15 protein-coding genes and 1 pseudogene are annotated in these 20,409 nt (G+C 56.6%); 10 read left to right on the top strand and 6 right to left on the bottom strand.

Going from position 1 to position 20,409, the window contains the following annotated elements:
- Positions 1–349: 349 nt before the first annotated feature.
- The 8 genes from IZU87_RS15770 to IZU87_RS15735 all read left to right on the top strand — a co-directional run bounded on the left by IZU87_RS15770 (position 350) and on the right by IZU87_RS15735 (position 12,366).
- Positions 350–1,123 (top strand): VspR family transcription factor, encoded by a 774-nt coding sequence (locus IZU87_RS15770; RefSeq protein ID WP_153635479.1) that lies wholly within the window; start codon positions 350–352, stop codon positions 1,121–1,123.
- Positions 1,120–2,685: a DEAD/DEAH box helicase gene (locus IZU87_RS15765; RefSeq protein ID WP_213115142.1), complete on the top strand. Its 1,566-nt coding sequence runs from the start codon at positions 1,120–1,122 to the stop codon at positions 2,683–2,685. Before IZU87_RS15770 ends, IZU87_RS15765 begins: the two co-directional genes overlap by 4 nt.
- A gap of 332 nt (positions 2,686–3,017) precedes the next feature.
- The gene (locus IZU87_RS15760; protein ID WP_213115141.1) at positions 3,018–3,965 is read left to right on the top strand and encodes a site-specific integrase; all 948 of its coding nucleotides are present in this window, start codon (positions 3,018–3,020) and stop codon (positions 3,963–3,965) included.
- 364 nt (positions 3,966–4,329) lie between these two features.
- Positions 4,330–5,163, top strand: a complete 834-nt coding sequence (locus IZU87_RS15755; RefSeq protein WP_213115140.1) for a hypothetical protein — start codon at positions 4,330–4,332, stop codon at positions 5,161–5,163.
- Between the two features lie 126 nt (positions 5,164–5,289).
- Complete coding sequence (locus IZU87_RS15750) at positions 5,290–7,779, top strand: hypothetical protein (RefSeq protein ID WP_213115139.1); 2,490 nt, start codon at positions 5,290–5,292, stop codon at positions 7,777–7,779.
- Positions 7,776–10,388 (top strand): site-specific integrase, encoded by a 2,613-nt coding sequence (locus IZU87_RS15745; protein WP_213115138.1) that lies wholly within the window; start codon positions 7,776–7,778, stop codon positions 10,386–10,388. Before IZU87_RS15750 ends, IZU87_RS15745 begins: the two co-directional genes overlap by 4 nt.
- Before the next feature lie 446 nt (positions 10,389–10,834).
- Positions 10,835–11,077, top strand: a complete 243-nt coding sequence (locus IZU87_RS15740; RefSeq protein ID WP_213115137.1) for a helix-turn-helix domain-containing protein — start codon at positions 10,835–10,837, stop codon at positions 11,075–11,077.
- On the top strand, positions 11,074–12,366 hold the full coding sequence (locus IZU87_RS15735) for a type II toxin-antitoxin system HipA family toxin (RefSeq protein ID WP_213115136.1): 1,293 nt from the start codon (positions 11,074–11,076) through the stop codon (positions 12,364–12,366). Before IZU87_RS15740 ends, IZU87_RS15735 begins: the two co-directional genes overlap by 4 nt.
- Before the next feature lie 59 nt (positions 12,367–12,425).
- Here IZU87_RS15735 and IZU87_RS18075 read toward each other — a convergent pair whose 3' ends face one another.
- The gene (locus IZU87_RS18075) at positions 12,426–12,920 is read right to left on the bottom strand and encodes a nuclease-related domain-containing protein (RefSeq protein WP_349305193.1); all 495 of its coding nucleotides are present in this window, start codon (positions 12,918–12,920) and stop codon (positions 12,426–12,428) included.
- Positions 12,921–12,998: 78 nt separating this feature from the next.
- Between IZU87_RS18075 and IZU87_RS15720 the strand changes: the two genes are divergently transcribed.
- Positions 12,999–14,566, top strand: a protein-coding gene (locus IZU87_RS15720) for an IS3 family transposase (RefSeq protein WP_249330652.1) whose coding sequence is annotated in 2 segments (ribosomal slippage) — positions 12,999–13,464 and positions 13,464–14,566 — 1,569 coding nt in all. Because the reading frame shifts where the segments join, the coding sequence is not laid out codon by codon here.
- Positions 14,567–14,613: 47 nt separating this feature from the next.
- Here IZU87_RS15720 and IZU87_RS17975 read toward each other — a convergent pair.
- The 5 genes and pseudogenes from IZU87_RS17975 to IZU87_RS15695 form a co-directional block, all read right to left on the bottom strand.
- A pseudogene (locus IZU87_RS17975) lies at positions 14,614–14,787 on the bottom strand (nuclease-related domain-containing protein); the annotation flags it as partial.
- A 351-nt stretch (positions 14,788–15,138) separates the two neighbouring features.
- A complete protein-coding gene (locus IZU87_RS15710) occupies positions 15,139–15,480 on the bottom strand; it encodes a DUF427 domain-containing protein (protein WP_213115135.1) in 342 nt (113 codons plus the stop codon).
- 90 nt (positions 15,481–15,570) lie between these two features.
- Positions 15,571–16,890, bottom strand: a complete 1,320-nt coding sequence (gene egtB / locus IZU87_RS15705) for an ergothioneine biosynthesis protein EgtB (protein ID WP_213115134.1) — start codon at positions 16,888–16,890, stop codon at positions 15,571–15,573.
- Between the two features lie 271 nt (positions 16,891–17,161).
- On the bottom strand, positions 17,162–18,199 hold the full coding sequence (locus IZU87_RS15700; RefSeq protein WP_153635471.1) for a TauD/TfdA dioxygenase family protein: 1,038 nt from the start codon (positions 18,197–18,199) through the stop codon (positions 17,162–17,164).
- 214 nt (positions 18,200–18,413) lie between these two features.
- Positions 18,414–19,409: an ion transporter gene (locus IZU87_RS15695; protein WP_153635470.1), complete on the bottom strand. Its 996-nt coding sequence runs from the start codon at positions 19,407–19,409 to the stop codon at positions 18,414–18,416.
- A gap of 198 nt (positions 19,410–19,607) precedes the next feature.
- Between IZU87_RS15695 and IZU87_RS15690 the strand changes: the two genes are divergently transcribed.
- Positions 19,608–20,066, top strand: coding sequence for an META domain-containing protein (locus IZU87_RS15690; RefSeq protein ID WP_024953445.1), 459 nt, complete (start codon positions 19,608–19,610; stop codon positions 20,064–20,066).
- Positions 20,067–20,409: the final 343 nt, after the last annotated feature.

The following is a 20,409-nucleotide window of genomic DNA, read 5'->3' as shown; positions in this document are numbered from 1 at the left end:
ACCGTGCGGTTGTGCGGCGGGAGCAGCTTCTTGAGGATGGCCTCCCGGCGCTCGTCGGAGTACTTCATCGGAACCTCATCACGCCCCATATGGTTCAGAGTCTAACAGCCGCTGATACTCCAACTAGCGTGACAGTGGGGGATGATGTCCTTTTGGTAAAGCGCTACGAGGCCCGTCGTAGAGCGGTTTTTCATGCATTTTCCCTGACTCTAGGAGCTTCAACCATGGTCATTCAGACTACGGCATCTCCGCGTAGCCCCGATCTGCCCACCCCCTATGGTGGCTATCCCGACCCCCCTTCCCAAGACTGTCGTGCACGTATCGTTGGCAACTGCAACGAGGTGCTGTCATGACCTCGAATTCTTCTCATACCACACAAACACCCTCATCTACTCCTCTTGCGGCCACTGCTACAGGCAAGGCAATAGCCGAGTCTTCCCAGACGCCTGAGACCTCGTCGTCACACGACTCGTCATCTACCGTCACTTCAAAGAGCCAGCACCGCTCTCCTCCTCACACCTCGAGCATTCCCACATTCCAAGATTCCTCAACTGCAGCAGCTTATCGGCGAGGACAGTTGATCAAACAGCACTTCCAACAGTGGCTGAAAGCCTTGAAGGATAAACCGACTCCTTTCACGAAAGTCAGCTGCCGCAACGAGCTGATGAAACATCCAGAGTTGGCGGGCTATAAACCCATTATTGTCCTGCAGCGTGTCGGAGACCTGATCGATCGCCTGGTCATTGATGGTCAAGCTGTTCAGTCCGACACCATCGGCAAGCGCCGCCGCGTCTATCAACTCATCGATAGCACTTCGGAGCGCTCACCGGATATCCCCTTGCCGAGCAATCGACAGGATCTTGCCACGTCGAAAACCGATAGCACATCGCATCTACCGCTCGATGCAGCACTGCAGGAACAACGTCGAGCCTTGAAAAAATCCATGCGGGCCGCGAGCGCGGAAGCCGAGCACCTCTATCAATTGGCAAAGGACTATCCGGAGGCGAAACCCGACATCGCTCCACTCCAGGAGGATGCAATTCAGCGCGCCTGCGAACTCCAGGGACAACTGGCTGCCGTGCTGGCGCTCTCTGCAAAACGCCATGCTGGAGGTGCCTCATGACGCCGCGTCAGATCAATCGATTACTGCCCTCTCTGACAAGCCCGACACTCAGAGCCTGGCAAGCGCGTTGTATTGAGACAGCGCTTCAACGGCTTTCGGATCAGCAACCCCATTTCCTGTGCCAGGCCACTCCGGGTGCGGGCAAGATGCTGATGGCAGCCGTACTGGCTGAGGAGCTGATTCTCGACGGGAGCATTGATCACGTCATCTATCTGGGCCCCACCTCCGCCGTGGTAGAGCGTGCGCGTGAAACGTTTTCGCAAATTCTGGGACGCCCCATGCAGGGCCGGCTGGGGGATGTCGGTATCGCGCTGACTTATCAAGCGCTCAGCTTCCGCCTGGAGGACCTCAAGCAACTCTGTCGCCAAGGACGTGTCTTGCTGGTATGGGACGAAAGCCACCATGCCGCCGGCGCGACAGCTTGCGCCGCAAAAAACGCCTACACCAGCTCGGCAGCCACCGGCGCCAATCAGTGGGGATTGGCGCTCTTGGCATTGGAGCGCGATGTTCGCTTTACGCTCGCCTTGTCAGGCACTCCTTGGCGCACTGATGGCAGCTGTCTTCCCATGCTGCGTTATATGGCACCGAGTCATGGTGTCGCCACGACATCGGAACCAGCGGTGCCAACACTGCCATCGGCTGACAGTGACCGCCTCGCGCTGATCCCAGACTTCACTTATACCCTGCGTGATGCCATCCAGGATGATGTCTGCCGCACTCCCCAGATATACCTGATAGATAACGACGATATACGTCTGGTGGCAGAACAGCAGGCGCAGCGTGAGACACTGTATTACCAAAGCATCCCGGCCTTGTTACGTCATCCCGGGGTGCATTACGCCGCCTTGCTGCGTCACCCGGGGCCTCAGCAGCATTTGCTGGACGTCAGCTGCCAACGCTTACGACAGCTTCAGGAGAAAGACCCGACCGCCGCAGGATTGGTGGTGGCATCCAACATTGCTCATGCAGAAGACATCGCCGATTGTCTGAAACAGATGGGTCAGACGGTGTGCCTGGTAACCAGCCAGACGGAAGGAGCGCACGCACGACTTGAGGCGTTTCGCTACGGCCATACCTCGTGGATTGTCTCCGTCAACATGGTCAGTGAAGGGATCGACATTCCCCGCCTGCAAGTATGTTGCTACCTCAGCCACGTCAGAACCGAGCAGTATTTTCGCCAGGTGCTGGGCCGAATCATTCGGCGTCGACATGCACAGGATGATGCGTGCTATTTCTATGCGCTCAACGAAAGTACGTTACGGCACTACGCCTACCGGCTTTTTGACGACTTGCCCGACGAGCATGCTGCGATCCAACTGGATCCCTTCTCTTCCCCGACACTACCCGCCCCAAACGTCTCTCCAGCCAATGATTCGATAGGCTCCAACGATCCTGGCACAAGCGGAGAACTACCCACGATTGAAATGCATGGCGCGCTACATGCTCAGGCCCCCATGAGTGAGTGTGTGAGCCTGTCAGAGGGAATACGAGAGATAACTCTCGATCTGGCAAATGATGTGGCGTTCTCCAACGCCTTCTTGGCACGCCTGGTATCGCTCTGATTACAGGAGGCGACTCAGCAGCCACGCCCAATCGAACAGAAGATGATTTCACTTTTTTATAATCAAATCCTAAACACAACACCCACGAATCGTACGCTTGCTAGTGGCATTACTCGAACAACCCAGTATATGCGTGACTCTTAACTCTCCATGCCTTCTGGAGCATGCATTTCGGGTTGGCTGATTTACGAAGGGTGATAGCGTGAAATTCGATGGCCGCCTCACAGCGCATATCGGCAATCATTCCAACTTTTCGATATCGATGGAGATCCCTCATGGTGTCCAGACCACCGACAGGCATCCACCCGCCTCAAAGACGAAGACATCAGGCAATGCAAGTGATCCCCTATCAGGGAAACCAAGACTCTCTGCCGGGACTTTGCCTGACGGTCTCGGCACGAAAGCTGATCATGGCAAGCCTTGCACCGAGTACCATCCGAGCCTTCCAAAGCGACATACGGATGTTTCTCAGACGTGGCGGCACCCTCCCCAGCACCGACACGGAGATTGCCAACTACCTCACCCGGTGTTTCGAGGACGGTTATAAACCGAATACGCTCAAGCGACAGCTGTGCTCGTTACGGCGTTGGCACCTTGTCATGAATTGCCCCACCCTGGGCAATGAGCAAATGATCAAGGGGGTCATGCGCGGCTGTGCACGCCTCAATGAAGTGCCGGTGAAACGTGCACCAGCCTTGATGAGAGATGATCTGCATCAGCTGCTGAATAGCCTGAATTTGAGCGAGTTGCGAGATCTGCGCGACGCCGCCATGTTCTGCCTGACGTTCTATGGAGCATTTCGTTACAGCGAAGTCCTCAACCTTCGTGTCGAGCACCTCACATGGGATACACGAGGCGTGTTGGTCAGGCTCTCCCGCAGCAAGACCAATCAAGAAGGACGACATGAAGTCAAAGCCATTCACCATGCGGATACCTCGCTCCCCTACTGCCCCGTCAATCTCCTGTATCGCTGGCTGGAAGCCGCCCATATCCAGAGAGGTGCGGTATTTCGCAGCGTCTCGCTGGGCGGCAGGCCAGGAGGCTCGAAACTCTCTCGAACTGCCTTTCAGAATGCGTTGATCAGGGGGCTTGAGCGGTCAAACCTGGCTTCACGCGGATTCAGCACACATAGCATGCGTGCTGGCCTGATCACTGAAGCTCATCTGCGGGGGAAGAGCCTGGAGCAGATACAACGCGTGACAGGTCACAGACATCTCAGCACCTTGACGGAGTACATTCGGGTCGCAGACCCCTTCGAAAACAGCGCCAACGACTTTTGATAAACATGAGCAATGCATTACCGTTCAATAATCGATGAATTGACAAAAGCAATCGTTCAAGAACTCGTAATACAAAATATCTACCAAGTTTGACGTCAAAAAGCCCTAATGCTCTCGAAACGGTCGATTTTGACGGTTAAAAGATACCTTAGATTCTTGCCACTTGAGTTATGCTATTAGTACACACTGATTCAGCTTGGATATATCAGGAGGCGGCACTCCCAGAAATATCGTTCTACAGGTCGGGTGTATTGCTCGACTGATCATCACTACTCAAAGTTACTCGCGTTTGCTGGACATGAACTCGACGAATGATTTTCTCATACGTCTCGGCCCCCCTTTGCCTATCGTTGGAGTCATCAATATGCCAGATGCTACCTATACACCGTCACTAGTGAAAATCAGCGCTGACAAGACGCTTGTCATCCATCAGCGAGTACTCGAGGTGGACACCGCCGAGCTTATGAACGAGGAGCATGCTTTTCGACCAACGGTCGCGACAGAGAGCCTGCCACTCGCGCCTGTCCGCTTCCGCAGCAACGTTCAGTCGACTCACACTTCCGAGGAGTTCGTGAATTTTCATGTCATCAAAGCCATCGTATCCACACATAAAGTGCCCGTCTCACAAAGTGTATTTTGCATCGAGATCGATATCGGCAGACTCAACGAAGATGAAGTCCAGGTGCTGAGATTCTATTACCAGATGCTACAGCCTCTGCTTGAGCTTGGCTGGGAATGGATCAATATCCACAACCTACATACCACTGGCGATATCAAAATTAACGAAAAGAAGTTATGGAACAATATACTCAGAAACTTCATTAGTGATGAAAGATTACAACACGCATGGAGCAATGTAGTCACTCAACAAAACTTGCCAATAAAACGCAGGCAAATCTCATCAATGTTCAGGCATCGTTATTCTGTTGACTCGATCAGGAAATTTATGAACGAAATAAATAAAAACACAAATACTCACCAAGGCGGTGTATCTAAAGATAGGAATACGGTACACGCTGCTACTGCCGCTGAAACAAATAATAAAAACGCTCATAGTAAACGAAAAGATAATAGGAAGCAGCAAACTGATATGAATAAGAAAAGCAACGCTAAAGAAAAAAGCAAGCACTCGAATAACAAGGAGGAAGCCGACTCGAATCCGCAAATGGGACTTGCACTTTCAAGTTCGCTTGACTGATAAACAGGAGGCTTTCACGTGAGTGAACACCAACTACCTGACCAAATATTGGCTAATTACGACCTCAATGCGATCGGGTCCCGCTGGCCCCTTGTACCGGAGTGGCTCAAGAGGAGCCTCCCACCCTTGATTGCCTCAGAGTATCGCCTCAGTGCTCGCCTCTTTGCCGCCGATTACTCGGTGCCAGACCTTGTGCCCCAAGTAGAAAAGTTTCTAGAAAGCCATTTTTTTATGGAAGACGAGACACATCGAAATTATAGAATGTCTCACTGCCTTCATTATACGGTAAATTACCGATTTAAGTCGCTCACTGACCCTCGCGTAAGCAGTGTCCGAAGGCTGCTTAGACTGATTTTTGGTCAGCCTTATCATACTGTGAGACGTAGCTCTGCCATAAAATACTACACCCAGATACTTGAGCTTAGAAAGACGCTTAAGCGGCTACTTAACTGGGGTGATCTGGATGACATTCACAACAGTTTCCCCAGACCCATTTCCCCTACCCTGGGAGAGCAGTTAGTTCCTCCTCCCGAGCATTTTTCCGATGCTGATTTGGAGCTTCTCGAACAGTTTCTTCATGCCTATGATACAGCAACTGATCGTCCATCGGAGCATCCCAACCATCTGCGCAATAAGGAAGCAACACGCGCTTTGCTTGACGAAATTTATCAACCGAGCCAGCTCACTCGTAGCCCAATAAGAAAACAGCATAGAGCTCGCAATGAAAATCAAAAAAGACGCCAACATATCGATACCATTCTTCGTGATTCGCCACTTTGGGCCAGTGACAAATCTTACCAAATCCACGCTGAATACACCGATTCCTGTTCCCTCGATAGGTCAATCGAAGCACTTGACTACACCTTCATAGAGGACAATGAAGAGCTCACGGATGGCAATGAACATCAGAATGAATCATCATCTAATGACCTAAGCCAAAGCAGCATCTCACCCCTCGACCCAGTGAAAGAGCTATTCCATAACACGCTGCTTTCACAAGGCGATCAGGCGCTTCACCTTGAGAGCGTACAGCTCTTGCAACAGGCCCGCAGTCTCAAGACATCTGCAGACATCAGCCTACGCCCACAAGAAGAGGTTCTAGCAGCTTTACGTATCTTCCAACCACCGAAAGATGAGGAATTTCTCATAGAATCTGAGAGTGCCATTGCAAACCGACAAGCCTTGGCATTTCTTAGCATTCTACTTTGCAGTGGAATAGCACCTGAGCGCTTGCTGCAGACGACGGTAATCTCCCGATCCCCCAAGCTGCCCCTCAATAGCGACAGCAATCGTGAGTGGATCATCTGCCAGACGCTGGATCAAATTCCCAGCTGGTCACCGGAGGAGGGGCTACTCCACTACTCTGTCAACAAGGCACCTACCGAAACCATCATCACGTTGCCCTTGCCCAACGCTCTCAATCACTCACTCATAGCCGAAAAGATATGGCTCCCCGGCGACCAGCCTTACAAAGCACTGAAATCTATAATCGAGAAAAAACTCAAGCGCTGGGGGGATAATCGCCCGGGAAGTACCCTGACGTTGAGGCGCGTGTCTGCCAGTCATCATCATTGGGTGGTGCCTGCCTGTGAAGATGAAGTGATCGCGACCTGGTTGCGAGGCGAGCTCCCGCTCTCACTCTCTGCCCCGGCAACGTATCGAACGATACCTCTGCACAAGATTCAGAAGGCTTTTCTCTCGGCTCAAGCTGCGCTTGGCCTATTTCCCTTGTTAGAAGAAGACTGTCGTACACCTCGCGAAGATCACACCGTGGGATCCACAAAAGCCCAGGAGCCGAGCTATTTCAAACGTCCGCTTCATTTGCTGACGCAACTTACCAAGAACCACGCCATGCTGGTTACCTCATTGATTACCTCACAAGGGAATCGTAGTAGCGACTTACGGGCAGTCGGCGAAGCCATTGCCCGGCAAGGTCAGATACTGGGAGCGCTGACCTTACTTGCATGGCAGCTCTGCACCTTGGCTCGCCCAATTGGATCCAAAACCCAATGTGAGCAGCTGGAAAATACGCTCTGGCTACGCGACAAGGATTCGGCTCGGGCACAGGAAAGCCGCCAGATTCCACTTGTCCCTGCCCTTGGCGCATTGCTCCGGCTTCAGCATGAGTGGCGGGAGGAATGGCAACGATGGTGGAAACGCCACGGTGGCAAAGCAGACTTTCTTGGGCATGAACAAGTCGCCTACCCCGTTCAATGGAAGTTCAATGCCTCGACAATAATGTTGACGCAGCAACGCATGCAGCATGCTGACTGGCGGCAGTGGCTCAAGGATCTTCCAACATTCATGCCTTCGCCTTTGGCAACTGAATTGAGCCAGTGGGGCCGCCAGCCTTCCAATATCACGCGCCACAGCATGATCACCGCGCTCCAATCGCGACTTTCTCACGCTGAATTTAGTGCGCTCGCTGGACACACCACCCAAGGACATTCACTCCAATCCCCGTCCAGTGATCGGAACCTGATTCAATCGGCGACACGAAGCGCACTAACCGACGTTGCCAGACTATGCGGCTTGACGCCGAATCTGCTTCACAGAGACGACCTCCCATGGCCCATTCAGCACGCCGGACCAACCATTCAAGGAGATAGAGTATGAGTGCTATTACCACCATTGATCTTCGGAAGAAAACCGATGTACCTGCCCAGGCCACGCACCAAGAGCTTACAACTCCGAAGCTGTCTCCGATCGAACTTTCGAAAACACTGGGTAGGATATTCCGTCGCTGGGATGATCCAGATCATCGCCTTTTCTCCTCCTCTGAAGAGCTCAGACATTTCCGTATGAATGTCGCGCGCTACGCCTGGCGACGGCATAAGAAAAAGGTAACCAAGGCACAGGCTAGAGCGCAAAGTGCGCCTTCCACCAAGCCGTCTCGCGCTCGACACAATGCCACACGCTTAAACCAGCGAGATGTACAAGCCTTGATTCGCAACGCCATCCAGCTTGCCAAGGAAACTGAACTTGACTTCAGCTCCCGAAAGGTCACCAAGGAAGTCGCGCTTGTACTGACTCATCTCAACCGAGAGCCTGACTTCGAGGCTACGATTCCAACCAGTATCAAACGCCCGGTCAGACCCTCATCCGCGGCTACCTCATCACGAGATATCAAGGTTCAGCAACGGGTGCTGGATTCGGTACGCGCCCTGCAGAGCATTCCCGCCAACCAATGCACGCCAGAGCAGTCTCTTCTCTTCTTGGCCCTGAGCATGGGTACCCTGCTAGGGATGGAGGAAGAAGTGATTCGCCATACCTTGCTGAACTTGAGCCCAGAGCACCTGCCACGCCTGAACACCAAGCGCGGCCCCCACTATTGGTTCGTCGGCTGTCTGCCAGGGTTATCTCGATCACATCCAGCCCATTACCGGCTAAAAATCCCGAATCATCTCAGGAGGCTACTCAGGGCTTGCCGTCAGTCCCCTGTTCCATCACCAGCCACCTCCTCCCAGCAAGCAGATGTATGGTGGTTCTCCTCGGATGCTACGCTGGATCTAAACAGTCCATTGGAAGCGCGAACTGCCCATCTGGATCAGCTCTTGGTCACCGGTCTGTCACAGCTACTAGATAGCCAGGCACCACGCAAGACTGGTTCCTCCGCTTCGCTGAAGCGTGTTCGTTCATTGCTTCGTCATGCCTTTCGGTGCACGACACTGTTGGGCCCTGCGCCCCTCTGGTCACAGCTGCTTCGGCGCTACCCCCTACCAGTGTGTAGCTGGCGTTCTCCTTGGCAGCATGACGAAAGCCTCTTTTTTTCGGCGGAAACTCTCCCTACTTCCAGTACGTCAAGCGCTTCCGGCGCAATGGATGTCTCTGAACCGGAAGATATCGAGACCGATCTTCACACCCCTGAACTCCTTATGGGAGGAGGCGTCAGGAGTAACGAATCGTCACCATCAACCTCCCCTCGATACTGGCAGGATCAACTTTCAACAGACTGGTATGTGAAAGCAGGCAACCAACTGTATGCGTATATCACTGAACTGGAGCATGAAGGCCTGATAACCCCCAGAGGGGAACCCGCGATCCAGCGGCATGACACCATTACATCTCGCTACGCGAAGAGACTGATACACATGCTGGGCGAGGACAGCTATCCACTCTGGATATTGCTATGGCTTTCTTATCAATCGAGCACTCAAGGCAACAAAGCCAGCACGCTCAGGACTTACCTGAGTCGACTGACGCCCACCTCTATGATGATGTTGCCCGATATCCCATGGTTGACGCTCTGGGATGGAGAACTGATGGAGGCGATCAGCGAACAGCTACCGACTCAGAAAGGCTGGGACACTTCGACGTCCCACAACTTCTTCCAGACGTTCAATCAGTTCATCAGCTTCTGCCAAGGTAACGATCGATTAACGGGTATTCCCCCCGTACAGGGTGAGGGAGGTCGCTTCATCAGTACATTGCGTACAAATCTGATCATGCCGCACGAGGCGGAACATCTGACCCGAGCGCTCTCCCGAAGACGGAGTGGATTACGGCGCAGCTGGCTGATCGCCTTCCTGCTTGGCTACTACGGGGGCCTGCGAGCAGGAGAAGTCATGGCATTGACACTACATGACGTCATCATCAATCAGCCAGGAGATGACGGCCCCACCTACTGTTACATAGAAATCCATGCTGGCAAGACCGCAAATGCTCGGCGCAGCGTTCCTCTTCATCTTCTGATATCCCCAGAGTTGATGACGTTGGTGAGAGAGTGGATTGATAGGCGCCGAGAGTCCTTTGCTGGCCAGCAGCGTTTGAAGAACATTGCCTTGCTGGGGCCAGAAGGCTCTCCGCTGGGCTATTCAAGAGAGAGCTTGCTGACCCCGCTCATGGCATGGGCCCGGCAGTCTCTCCGAGGTGCCCTCACGCCCGGAATGAAGCTGGAGGACATCCACTTCGATTTTCATCTCTTGAGGCACAACGCGATCTCGTGGCTCGTACTTCGTCTCTACAGCGACGACTACCCGCAGCTCCTCGATCGTCTCTCCTCCGCCTGCCGAGGACATTGGTCCTTCACTCCAGCAGCACTAGCTAACTGCCGCCGAGCGGTCTACGACGTACTGGAAAAAGATGCCAAGGCACGAGGTCACCGTCTCGAGTTACTCGCCAAGTTGATCGGGCACCGCAACTCTCAAACACTGACACATCACTACACGCACGTGCTGGGTGAGATACATGGTGAGGTACTTCTGGAGCTGATGAAGCGACGCTGAAGGCGAAGGCCGCATACTCGTATACTGGCTGTCGCCTATCGAAGCCGAAGCGCAGGTGGACGGCGAGCTAGAGATAGCCCAACCCCGATGCATCACCCTCCATCACTTGCGGTGTTGCACTTCAGAGTCCACCTGCGCCATCTCACGCCCGGCGGTCGGGATGAATCAGGAGGTGCAGTGGGCCGTCCGAGTCTGTACACACGGATGGAGCATTAGCAGTTCATGCGTGGTGCGATGATCTCCTTGATACTTTGACAACCTGATCGCCCTCAATTGTCCTGAGAGGGAAAAATTGCAGCACTTGCAACCCGCACACCAACTATTTTCCCTATAGGGAAAAATTAAGGCCTACTCCGGTATACCTAACTAATTATCCCTATAGGGAAATTTTTAAGTATACTAAATTGTTTGCAACAACCCGCTTTCTTATCGTGAAAGGTCTTAGCATGCCTCTATCGCTAGCAGTTCCCATTCATGATGCCGCAACGCTTGGCAAGTTGATTCGCCGCTCTCGCAAGCAGCAAGGGCTAAATCTTGAAACCCTCGCAGGTCTTTGCGGGTTGAGCATTCGCTTTCTGAGTGAGTTGGAAAACGGCCGTGACAGCTGCGGGTTGGGTCGCATATTGATCGTACTTGATACGCTAGGCATCGAGCTGTCCGCTGTTCCGCCGGAGGGATCCGAATCATGATATTGCCGGATTCGTTGAACGTATGGCGCGACACGCAGCATGTAGGGACGTTGTGGCGCGGCACGGATGGCCGACTGATGGGCTTCGAATACAACGATACCTGGCGACAGAACGGGCATGCCATTTCGTACAGCTTGCCACTAAGCCAAAAGGCTTGGCAGCCCCAAGACCTTCTGGCGCATCACTGGTTCGCAAATTTGCTGCCTGAAGAGCAAGCCCGGGCGGCGCTGATCAAGCGCCTGGGTATACCAGACGACGACTTCTCGCTACTGGCGACCATCGGCGGCGATTGTGCTGGTGCGCTGACGATCCTTCCGAGCGATCACATGCCGCCGTCAAGAGCCCTACCGTCATCCCTCGATGACAACTACCGCGAGTTGCCGCTCGATCGACTTGCGCAATGGGCAGGTGCTCGCGAGCGGTATGCCTTGATGAACGAAGGAGCTCTGGCCAAACGCCCTCGTCTCTCGCTGGCCGGCGCGCAGGACAAGATTCCTGTGCGACTGTGGAACGATACACTCTACTTACCTATCGGAATCGAACCCTCTACCCATATTCTGAAATTCGCCGTCGAAGGGCGTGAGCAAGTCATTCTGAATGAGCTGTATCTGAACAATCTGGCACGCTTGGGGGGGATAGCCTGCCCGAGGACCACGATGGTCTATGCCGGCCGACATCCTTACTTGATGGTCGAACGCTACGATCGCTTGGGTATTGAAAGCGGACACGTCGAGCGTTTGCATCAGGAGGATCTGTGTCAGGCCATGGGCGTGTCGCGGAATCAGAAATACCAGGCTTACGGTGGGCCACGTTTCGGAGAAATCGTGCAAACAGTCCGCGAAGCCTGCCGACCCTCAGCGGCATCCATTCAGCAGCTGCTTCGCTGGCAAATATTCAATGTGCTGGTTGGCAACAGTGACGGCCATGCCAAGAACGTGTCCTTGTTACAGGACTCCCGAGGTCGTTGGCAGATCGCCCCAGCCTATGACCTCGTTGGCACCATAGTGCTCGGTTACGATTCAGACATGGCCTTCTCCCTCGGCGGGGAGTTCAATTCGATGCAGCTGCTACCGCGCGATTGGCAGGCCTTTTCGGATGAGTGCCGATTCAGTTATCCGTTTGTGAAGCGCCAAATTCAACAGATGGTTACCACGCTCGCTGATCTATCCGACTCAGTCATACTCAAGGAGCAGCTACAGCAAGCTGGTCTCGAAGGCAAAGGCTGGACGAGGTTGCAGCAGCAACGTCAACACATTCAAAAGCAGTGCCGCCGTGCCGAGCGATGGTAGTGCCTGTCAGCGAAATTCAAGTTTGAATGTTGCCTCGTTCGGGGTCGTGAAGGCAGTCATCACACCGCCTGTGTCGCACGACACTCCGGATAGGCCGAGCATCCCCAGAAATGCTGGCCCTCACGCACACCGGATTTGACAGTGCGCAGCACCATCCGGCTGCCGCATTTCGGGCATTCACGTCTCGCCTGTGAATCATTGCGCTGCTTGAGATGCTGTACATGGGCACGCTGCGTCGCCCGAGTCGGTGCCAGACGCCCTGTCAGCAGCGCCTCGTGCATGGCCTCGACCTGCGCCTCGCTGAAGACAGGGGTCTTAAACGACTGTACGAAGGGAACGAAGTCAGTGCCGCGCGTCACGTTGGACGGCATCTCACCTTTGAGCCTGGCCCTGCCGATGAAGATGATCACCGAATGCAGGTGTTCGAATGGCACGCCAAGCGTCGTCTCCAACGCCTTGAGGTGGCGGTAATTCTGACGTAGCGGGTTCTGGAAACTGAACGACTGGCGAGGAAACTGCTGGGTCCAGTTCGCCTCGTGCTCACTGCCGAAGATCCCCCAGTGTCAGGATGAGTGTCGCACCCTCTGATATCCTGTTCTTATAAACCGACAAGGGGGCGAAAGGAGACACTCATGCCTCGTTACTCCGAGGAGCGCCGGCAAGCCGTGGTGACCAAGCTGCTGCCTCCCCACAACCTCTCCCCGCAGGTGATCGCGGAGCAGGAAGGGATCTCGCTGGGCACCGTCTACAAGTGGCGCAAGGAAGCCCGCGCCGAGGGGCGTTGCCTGCCGGATGCTCTGGGCAAGGGCGCCGATGGCTGGTCGTCCAAGGACAAGTTCAGCGCCGTGATCGAGACCGCCTCAATGAACGCCCAGGAGACGGCGGAATACTGCCGCCGAAGGGGTATCTATCCCGAGCAGCTGGAGCGGTGGCGCCACGACTGCGAGCAAGCCGCCAGCCTCTCCCACTCGGAACGCCAACGTGAGGCCGACGAGGCCAAGCAGCAGCGTAAGCGCATCAAAGCCCTGGAGAAGGAGCTCGCCCGCAAGAACGAGGCCCTGGCAGAAACTGCGGCGTTACTGGCCCTCAGAAAAAAGGCGAGGGCGATCTGGGGGGACGAGGACGCATGATCAGCACCCCAGATCGCCAACGCGCCATCGCGCTGATCGAAGAAGCCCGGGCCCAGGGTGCCCGACTGGAGGCCGCCTGCCGCGAGCTTGGTATCACTGCCAGAACGTACCAGCGCTGGACGCGCGACGGCGAGTTACGCGAGGACCAGCGCCCTTTGGTCGACCGGCCGGTGCCGGCTAACGCACTGACACCGGCCGAAGAGCAGGAAATCCTCGATGTGTGCCATCGTCCCGAGTACGCCAGCCTGCCGCCAGAGCAGATCGTGGTGCGCTTGTTCGACGAGGAGCAGCGCTACCTGGCATCCCCCTCGTCGTTCTACCGCGTCCTGCACAAGCACCGTGAAATGGTGCATCGAGGCCGCTGCAAAGCTCCTCAGCGCCGTACCAAGCCCACGACCTACCAGACCAGCGCGCCGAACCAGGTGTGGTCGTGGGATTGCACATGGTTGGGCGGCCCAATCAAGGGGCAGCACTATTACTTAGTGATGATGCTCGACATTTACAGCCGCAAGATCACTGGCTGGGAGGTGTTCCTGGCCGAGTCGGCCCATAACTCTCGCAGCGTGCTGGAGCGGGCGGTCCTGGCCGAGCAAATCATCGGTCAGCCGCTGGTGTTGCATGCGGACAACGGCAGCCCGTTCAAGGGCGCGACGCTGCTGGAGAAGCTACATGAGCTGGGCATCACGCCATCGTTCAGTCGGCCGCGGGTCTCCAATGATAACCCCTACTCGGAGGCGCTGTTTCGCACCTGTAAGTACCGCCCTTGCTACCCCGGTGATGGGTTCGCCACGGTCGACGATGCCCGCCAGTGGGTGGCCGGCTTCGTGCAGTGGTACAACCACGAGCATCGCCACAGCGGGATCCGTCTGGTAACACCGGCACAGCGCCACGCTGGAGAAGATACCGAGGTGCTGGCCAAGCGCCATGCCATCAATCAGGCAGCCCGTGAGGCCAACCCCGCCCGTTGGAGCGGCAAGACCCGCAACTGGACGCCGGTTGGCACCGTGTCGCTTAACCCGGAGCGGGAGCTCCAGGTCACCGTCGCCGAACCGGAAAAACAGGCGGCTTGAAGGAACTCAGAGGCGACAGATTTCTTGACAACTACCGAGATCCAGCCTTTCATGTTCTTGGTTTCCAACACGAAGCAGCCGAAACGCGACAGCAGCACATGATCGATCTGGGTGGTGCCGTTCGCGGTCTCGAGGGTGACATTGTGCAAGGCCCGATAACCCTGCTTGCCGAGTCGGCGCGCCATCCAGCGCACTCGCCACTCGCCGATGCGGCCTTTCATGCGGGGAGACTTGAGATAACGGCTGACGAAGGACGCCAGCACGAGGCATAGCAGTACACTCATCACCGGCGCGATGTTCGAAGGGACAACCACTGTCATGACTCCTGGTGCAGCCTGTACGGAAAGGAATCAAGCAAGGTGATTCGTCCAACCGGAGTACTGAGTCTTGATAAGAGAAAGGCAAGGCTGCACCGCACCCGATGGCGGAGCGCGGTGCAGCAAACTGCAGGATTCTAACTATCTGGCGAACGCCAAGCCACTGTTCTCTATCGGTTTATCTCTGAGGAAGAGCACGGCGGGACCTTATGCGCCGACAAGAGAAGCAGGTTGGCCGCGAGTCATTCACCTGAATCACTCCATCTCCAATGTGACCTTGTCGGTATCGAACGCCAATCGCCCGGCGATCGCCTGCATCTCCTCGATGGGCTGGTCGTAACTCCAGGCGATATCAGAAAGGTCTGATAGCGAGTAATAGGTGCTGTCACCCTTGAAGGGACAATGGGTGACGGTACTGGAGACCGAGAGCTTCGCCATCGCCACATCGGCGCGCGGCAGGTAGAGCCTCGGTGGATAGCCCTTCTCGCACAATTCCAGCGCGTTGCCAGTGTCAGCGATCACCGTCTCACCGACCAGGATTCGCACCCGCGAAGATAGCGGGTGCAGCGTGACACGCGGTTCGGGGTGGTCGGCCATGAAGACTCCTTTACGGGTTGGAAGATAGAAGCGGCAGATGAAAGCGGCAGATGAAGGTGCTTGGAGGCGCGTTCTAAAGGGGTCAGCCCATCATGCCCCACCGTCCCTGGCGAGACGGAAGCCGGAGAACGCCCAGCGCGCCTCGGGCGGGAAGAAGTTGCGATAGGTCGCGCGGATGTGGTCTGCCGGCGTGGCACAGCAGCCTCCGCGCAGCACCATCTGACCGGACATGAACTTGCCGTTGTACTCTCCCAGGCTGCCCGGCAACTTGCGAAAGCCCGGATACGGACGATAGGCGCTGCCCGTCCACTCCCAGACATCGCCGAACATCTGACCCAGCATGCCGTCGGCTTTCGCGGCCGCGACTGGCTGTAGATAATCCTGATCGACGAAGTTACCAGAGAGAGGGACATCCTGACCGACTGTCTCCCACTCGGCCTCGGTGGGCAGGCGCGCGCCCGCCCACTGGGCGTAGGCATCGGCCTCGAAGAAGCTGACATGGCAGACCGGCGCATTCAGATCCACCGGCACCAGGCCACCTAGCGTGTAGTGATGCCAGGCGCCGTCGCGCTCGACCCAATAAAGCGGCGCCCGCCAGCCTTCCGCCTTGACCGTCGCCCAGCCATCCGCCAGCCAGTGCTCGGGGGTGGCGTATCCGCCGTCCTGCATAAAGGCGAGAAACTCGCCGTTGGTCACCGGACGGTCGGCCATCTCGAACGCTTCGACGAACTGACGGTGTCGGCCCATCTCGTTGTCGTAGGCGAAGCCACCTTCGGCTGCATCATGGCCGATCTCGCGAACCCCGGCTGGATAGGCCAGCCATCCAAGCGACGGCACCTCCTGCGCAGGGGCTGGTGCCAATCCCGGAGTCAGATCATCCCGATAGGCCGGACACAGTGGGTTCTGCGCCAGAATGTGCTTGATGTCCATCAACAGCAGCTCCTGATGCTGCTGCTCATGCGGCAGCCCCAGCTCCAAGCGGCGAAGAATCTCGGGCAGATGTTCCCGTGGCGGATTCTCAAGCAGCGCTTGCATGGCCTGATCGACGTGCGCGCGATAGCGATAGACATCGTCGACGGTCGGGCGCGAGATCGTGCCACGCTCGGCGCGCGGGAACGGTACGCCATGGGTCTCGTAGTAGGAGTTGAAGAGGTGATCGTAGGCGGGGTCGAGCGTCTGATAGTCCGGCTGAAACGGCTTCAGGATGAAGGCTTCGAAGAACCAGGTGACATGGGCGATGTGCCACTTGGGCGGGCTGACATCTGCCATGCTCTGCACCATGTAGTCTTCCTTATGCAGCGGCGCACAGATCGCCTCGGTGGCGGCGCGTACCCGCTGGTACGCGCGTAGCCACTCCTTGGCATGCAGGCTATCGGGTCTTTCGATGACGGTGTCATGGGCAGATGACATGATGGCTTCCTTTACGAGTCTGGTTCTCTCCCTGAAACGTGATCGGACAGGCTCTTGGCCAGCACGGCTGACGTGCCTCCCCTGCCCCATCAGCGCTTGGCCGGGGTGATATCCCCACCCTATCACTCGTGTTGCTAATGCCAACTCTTCACGGACTCTGGTCTTTCCTCTGAAACTAGGTCTGCACCTTGATCTACCCCTGATCTGCCCTAGCCTTCACTTCGCTGTAACGCACGTCCCGCTGCAAGTGTCTTACCTGAGCGCGCCAGCCTCAGTTCTGCATCGGAATATTCTCTTCCCAACGAAAGCCGATACCGCCGCCCTGCCATACACCATTCTCCAGCGGGCTGGGGCCATGGATATCCACCTGCAGCGGCAGTCCGAAGCCAGGTGCCAGATCCTGAGTGCCACGCACGGTACTGCGATGCATGATCCGCAGGCCTTGCTCCTGTGCCGGCAAGTGCGCGCCGGGCGCGGCCCTATGAGCGACCGCCAGGTTATCGATGAACACGCAGTCGTTTTCCTGGTACTCGAAGTCGAGGGCGTAACCCTCGGTGAAGCCGGCATTCAGGATGGCGTTGTACTCACGGCAGAGCTGCGTCAGCTCTTCGGCGGTCAGCAGCCGGAAGGCATCCTGATCGGGTAGCTTCTCGATCACTGCACCGGTCATGCCCAGATGAAGCCAGATGCACTTGCGACCGGTGATGGGGTGTTCGTGTACCACAGGATGTACGGCCCCAGAGGAGGAATTCACCGAAGCAAGACGGCGCCAGAAAGCCTGACGCTCGGCAGACAAGGCGTCATGGGCCGCGCCCTGATGAGCAAAGCAGGTACCGCCGCCGTTCTCGGCCGGGCGGATGATGTGGTAGCCGGAGTGCGAGAACGTATCGGTATTGAAGCTGCCGTCGTTATGCCACTGCGGCCCGACGCCGGGAATGCCGTGACGGCGATCGTTCGACAGTCGGAAGATGTGCCGGTTGCCATCGGGCGTGGCCGGATGCATCCCATGGGTACTGTGCAGCTCCTTGCCGCCCCACCAGCAACTGGCGCGCAGAAAGTCATCGGCCTCCAGGGGCGTATCGCGCTTGAAGACCAAGAAGCCGCGCTCGGCCATGATCTGCTCCAGCGCCTCAAGCACTGGCGCGGGCGGCGCGTCCTGAGCGGACAGATCGATTCCCCTCACCTCGGCGCCTATCGGCTCCAGCGGTGTGATGCTGCCGCCGAATTGCTCGATGACAGCCACCTGTGCCGGGTCGAACGGAACGCCCGGTGCTGACTTGGCTACCTCAGTGCGTGTTGGATTCGCCATGACACTGACCTCCTGTCGCGGCTCCCACGCTGGCGAGACGCTGATGTGTCATCAGGCCGCGCTATCGCTGCGCGACGACACTCGCGGCTCACAGACTCTCGGCGTGGGATGAATGTATCAGCATTCTCGCAAACACATTCCCGTGCGCCAAACCTCGACCCATCTCATCCCGAACGCCGCGAGTTACCTATCAGGATGACGCTGGTGCATCACGTCACTCGTATTTCTTCTGCCAACTCTTCACGGCGATCCGCTCCTTGAGCAGATCCAGCATGTCGATCAGCACCTGCTCGGTGATCTGCTCCGTCCTCGGGTCAGTGCGCGACCAGGCATCGAAACCACTCTCTGCCAGGTGCCCCACCAGCGCCGAGAACTCCTTGGAACGCAGGCCGACCAGCGCTTCATCGACGAGATGGCAGGCCAGATCCGACAGCGAGCTTTCCAGCCCTTTCGTAAGCTGGGTGCCCATGGGCAGGCGCGAGACACGCTGAAGCTCCGGACTCTCGGCGAGGGTGCGACTGACCAGGCCCCGCACATAGCGCAGGGTATCGTCGCGATTCTGGGTATAGACATCCCCCGCCATGGTCTCGAGGCGCTGGGTAATTTCACGGATCAAGGCCTGCTTGCGAGGCTCCACGACACGCTCGATCACCGAAGATGAGAGGTCATCGCTGTCGCGCAACTGCTGCTGCACGTTGTCGAGCATGCGCAGGGAGATACGGTCCGTCAGCTCCTCCAGCAGGATATCGAGATACTTGGCCGCCACTCCGTAGACGTACCAGCGGCGTACATCGATCAAGCCGAGACGTTGCAGGCGGAACAACAGCGAGATCACACGCAACACACGCAACAGGCGGAAGCCGCTCAGCGGGATACACCCCAGCACGTCGTACCAGTGCACGAAGGGATAGAAGAACCAGCGGTGGTAGCGCCGCTCCGCAATGGCCACTGCCCACCCCGCCAGCACATCGAGCAGGAAGACGGCGACGAATGCCAGGTCGATAGAGAGGAAATTGGCGTGGATATTCTGCTCATAGGCCGCATGCAACCCGGGTGTCACGGCCTCGAAGGCCGTGTTCAGCGGGGGAATCAGGAAGAGGCTATCGAACAGCAGCAATGCCAGATTGGCGATCACGAGCACGATGATGAACAGATCCCACCACAGATGTATCCGCTCCCTGGCGGACGAGGGCGTGCGGGTGGCTGGCATGACAACTCCTTGGCGATTGTTTCAGAATGCGTAACGCGTCTTCCTGACTCAGCCTACAACGCTTCAGATGACCACGCTGGCGATGACCGCGCATCAGCTGACCACACTGGCGATGACGCTATCTGCGAGGGCTTGCAGCGCTACCGGAGCCCAGCCCCGAATCGCCGTAGACACCCTATTAGTGAGGGAGACACCCGCATGAAACAAGCGCAAGTGATGACATGGGCCGCCGTGATGAGCGCAGCACTCACCCTGGGCGGCTGCGCAGGCGCTCAATCCTCTGAGGATTATCAAGGTGTCGACGAGCCACTGGAGAACACCTATTGGAAGCTGGTGACACTCGACAACCAGCCAACACCCGTGGTGGAAGGCAAGCGTGAAGCCCATATCGTCTTACATACACAAGACTCGCGAGTAGCCGGCTCCACCGGCTGCAATCGCCTGATGGGGGAATATCACCATGATGCGCAAGAACTCGGCTTCGGCCGCCTGGCCATCACGCGAATGGCATGTCCCGGTGAAGTAGCAACGCTCGAACGCGATTTCCTCGCGACACTCAATGACGTGTCGGGCTGGCAGATAGAAGGCAAGACACTGACGCTGATGGATGCACAAGGGGCGTCGCGTGCCCGTTTCCAGACAGTCCATCTCTATTGAGGACTCACAAGCTCCAGTGACAAGGTGTCGGGACGAGAAGAAATGCTTGCACTGCTTCATCGCGCCTGAATCACTCGTCCCGCTCCGGTCTTTTTGCGACATCCACGCCGCAGGGTATTCCCCATCTCGCATCTTCGGACTGCCGGGAGCATGAAGGGACTCACCTCGGCTACGCCTTTATCAGACGGCGAATTGTTTCTGGTAAAGGTCTATACCTGTAGTGGTCAAGTGTTTTTGGCCACCGAGCTTTGAGCATTCCAGTAGTTCTTTTCTGCCAAGTTCGGCGGTATCCCATCGTTATGCTTGTGCGGCCTGAGGCTGCTGTAGTAACCGATCATATAAT

Origin of the sequence: Cobetia sp. MC34 (assembly GCF_018340035.1) — a bacterium.
In the GTDB taxonomy this organism is placed as follows: Bacteria; Pseudomonadota; Gammaproteobacteria; order Pseudomonadales; family Halomonadaceae; genus Cobetia; species Cobetia amphilecti.
Note: the sequence above shows the minus strand (reverse complement) of the source record. Positions and strands in the feature narration are given on the sequence as shown.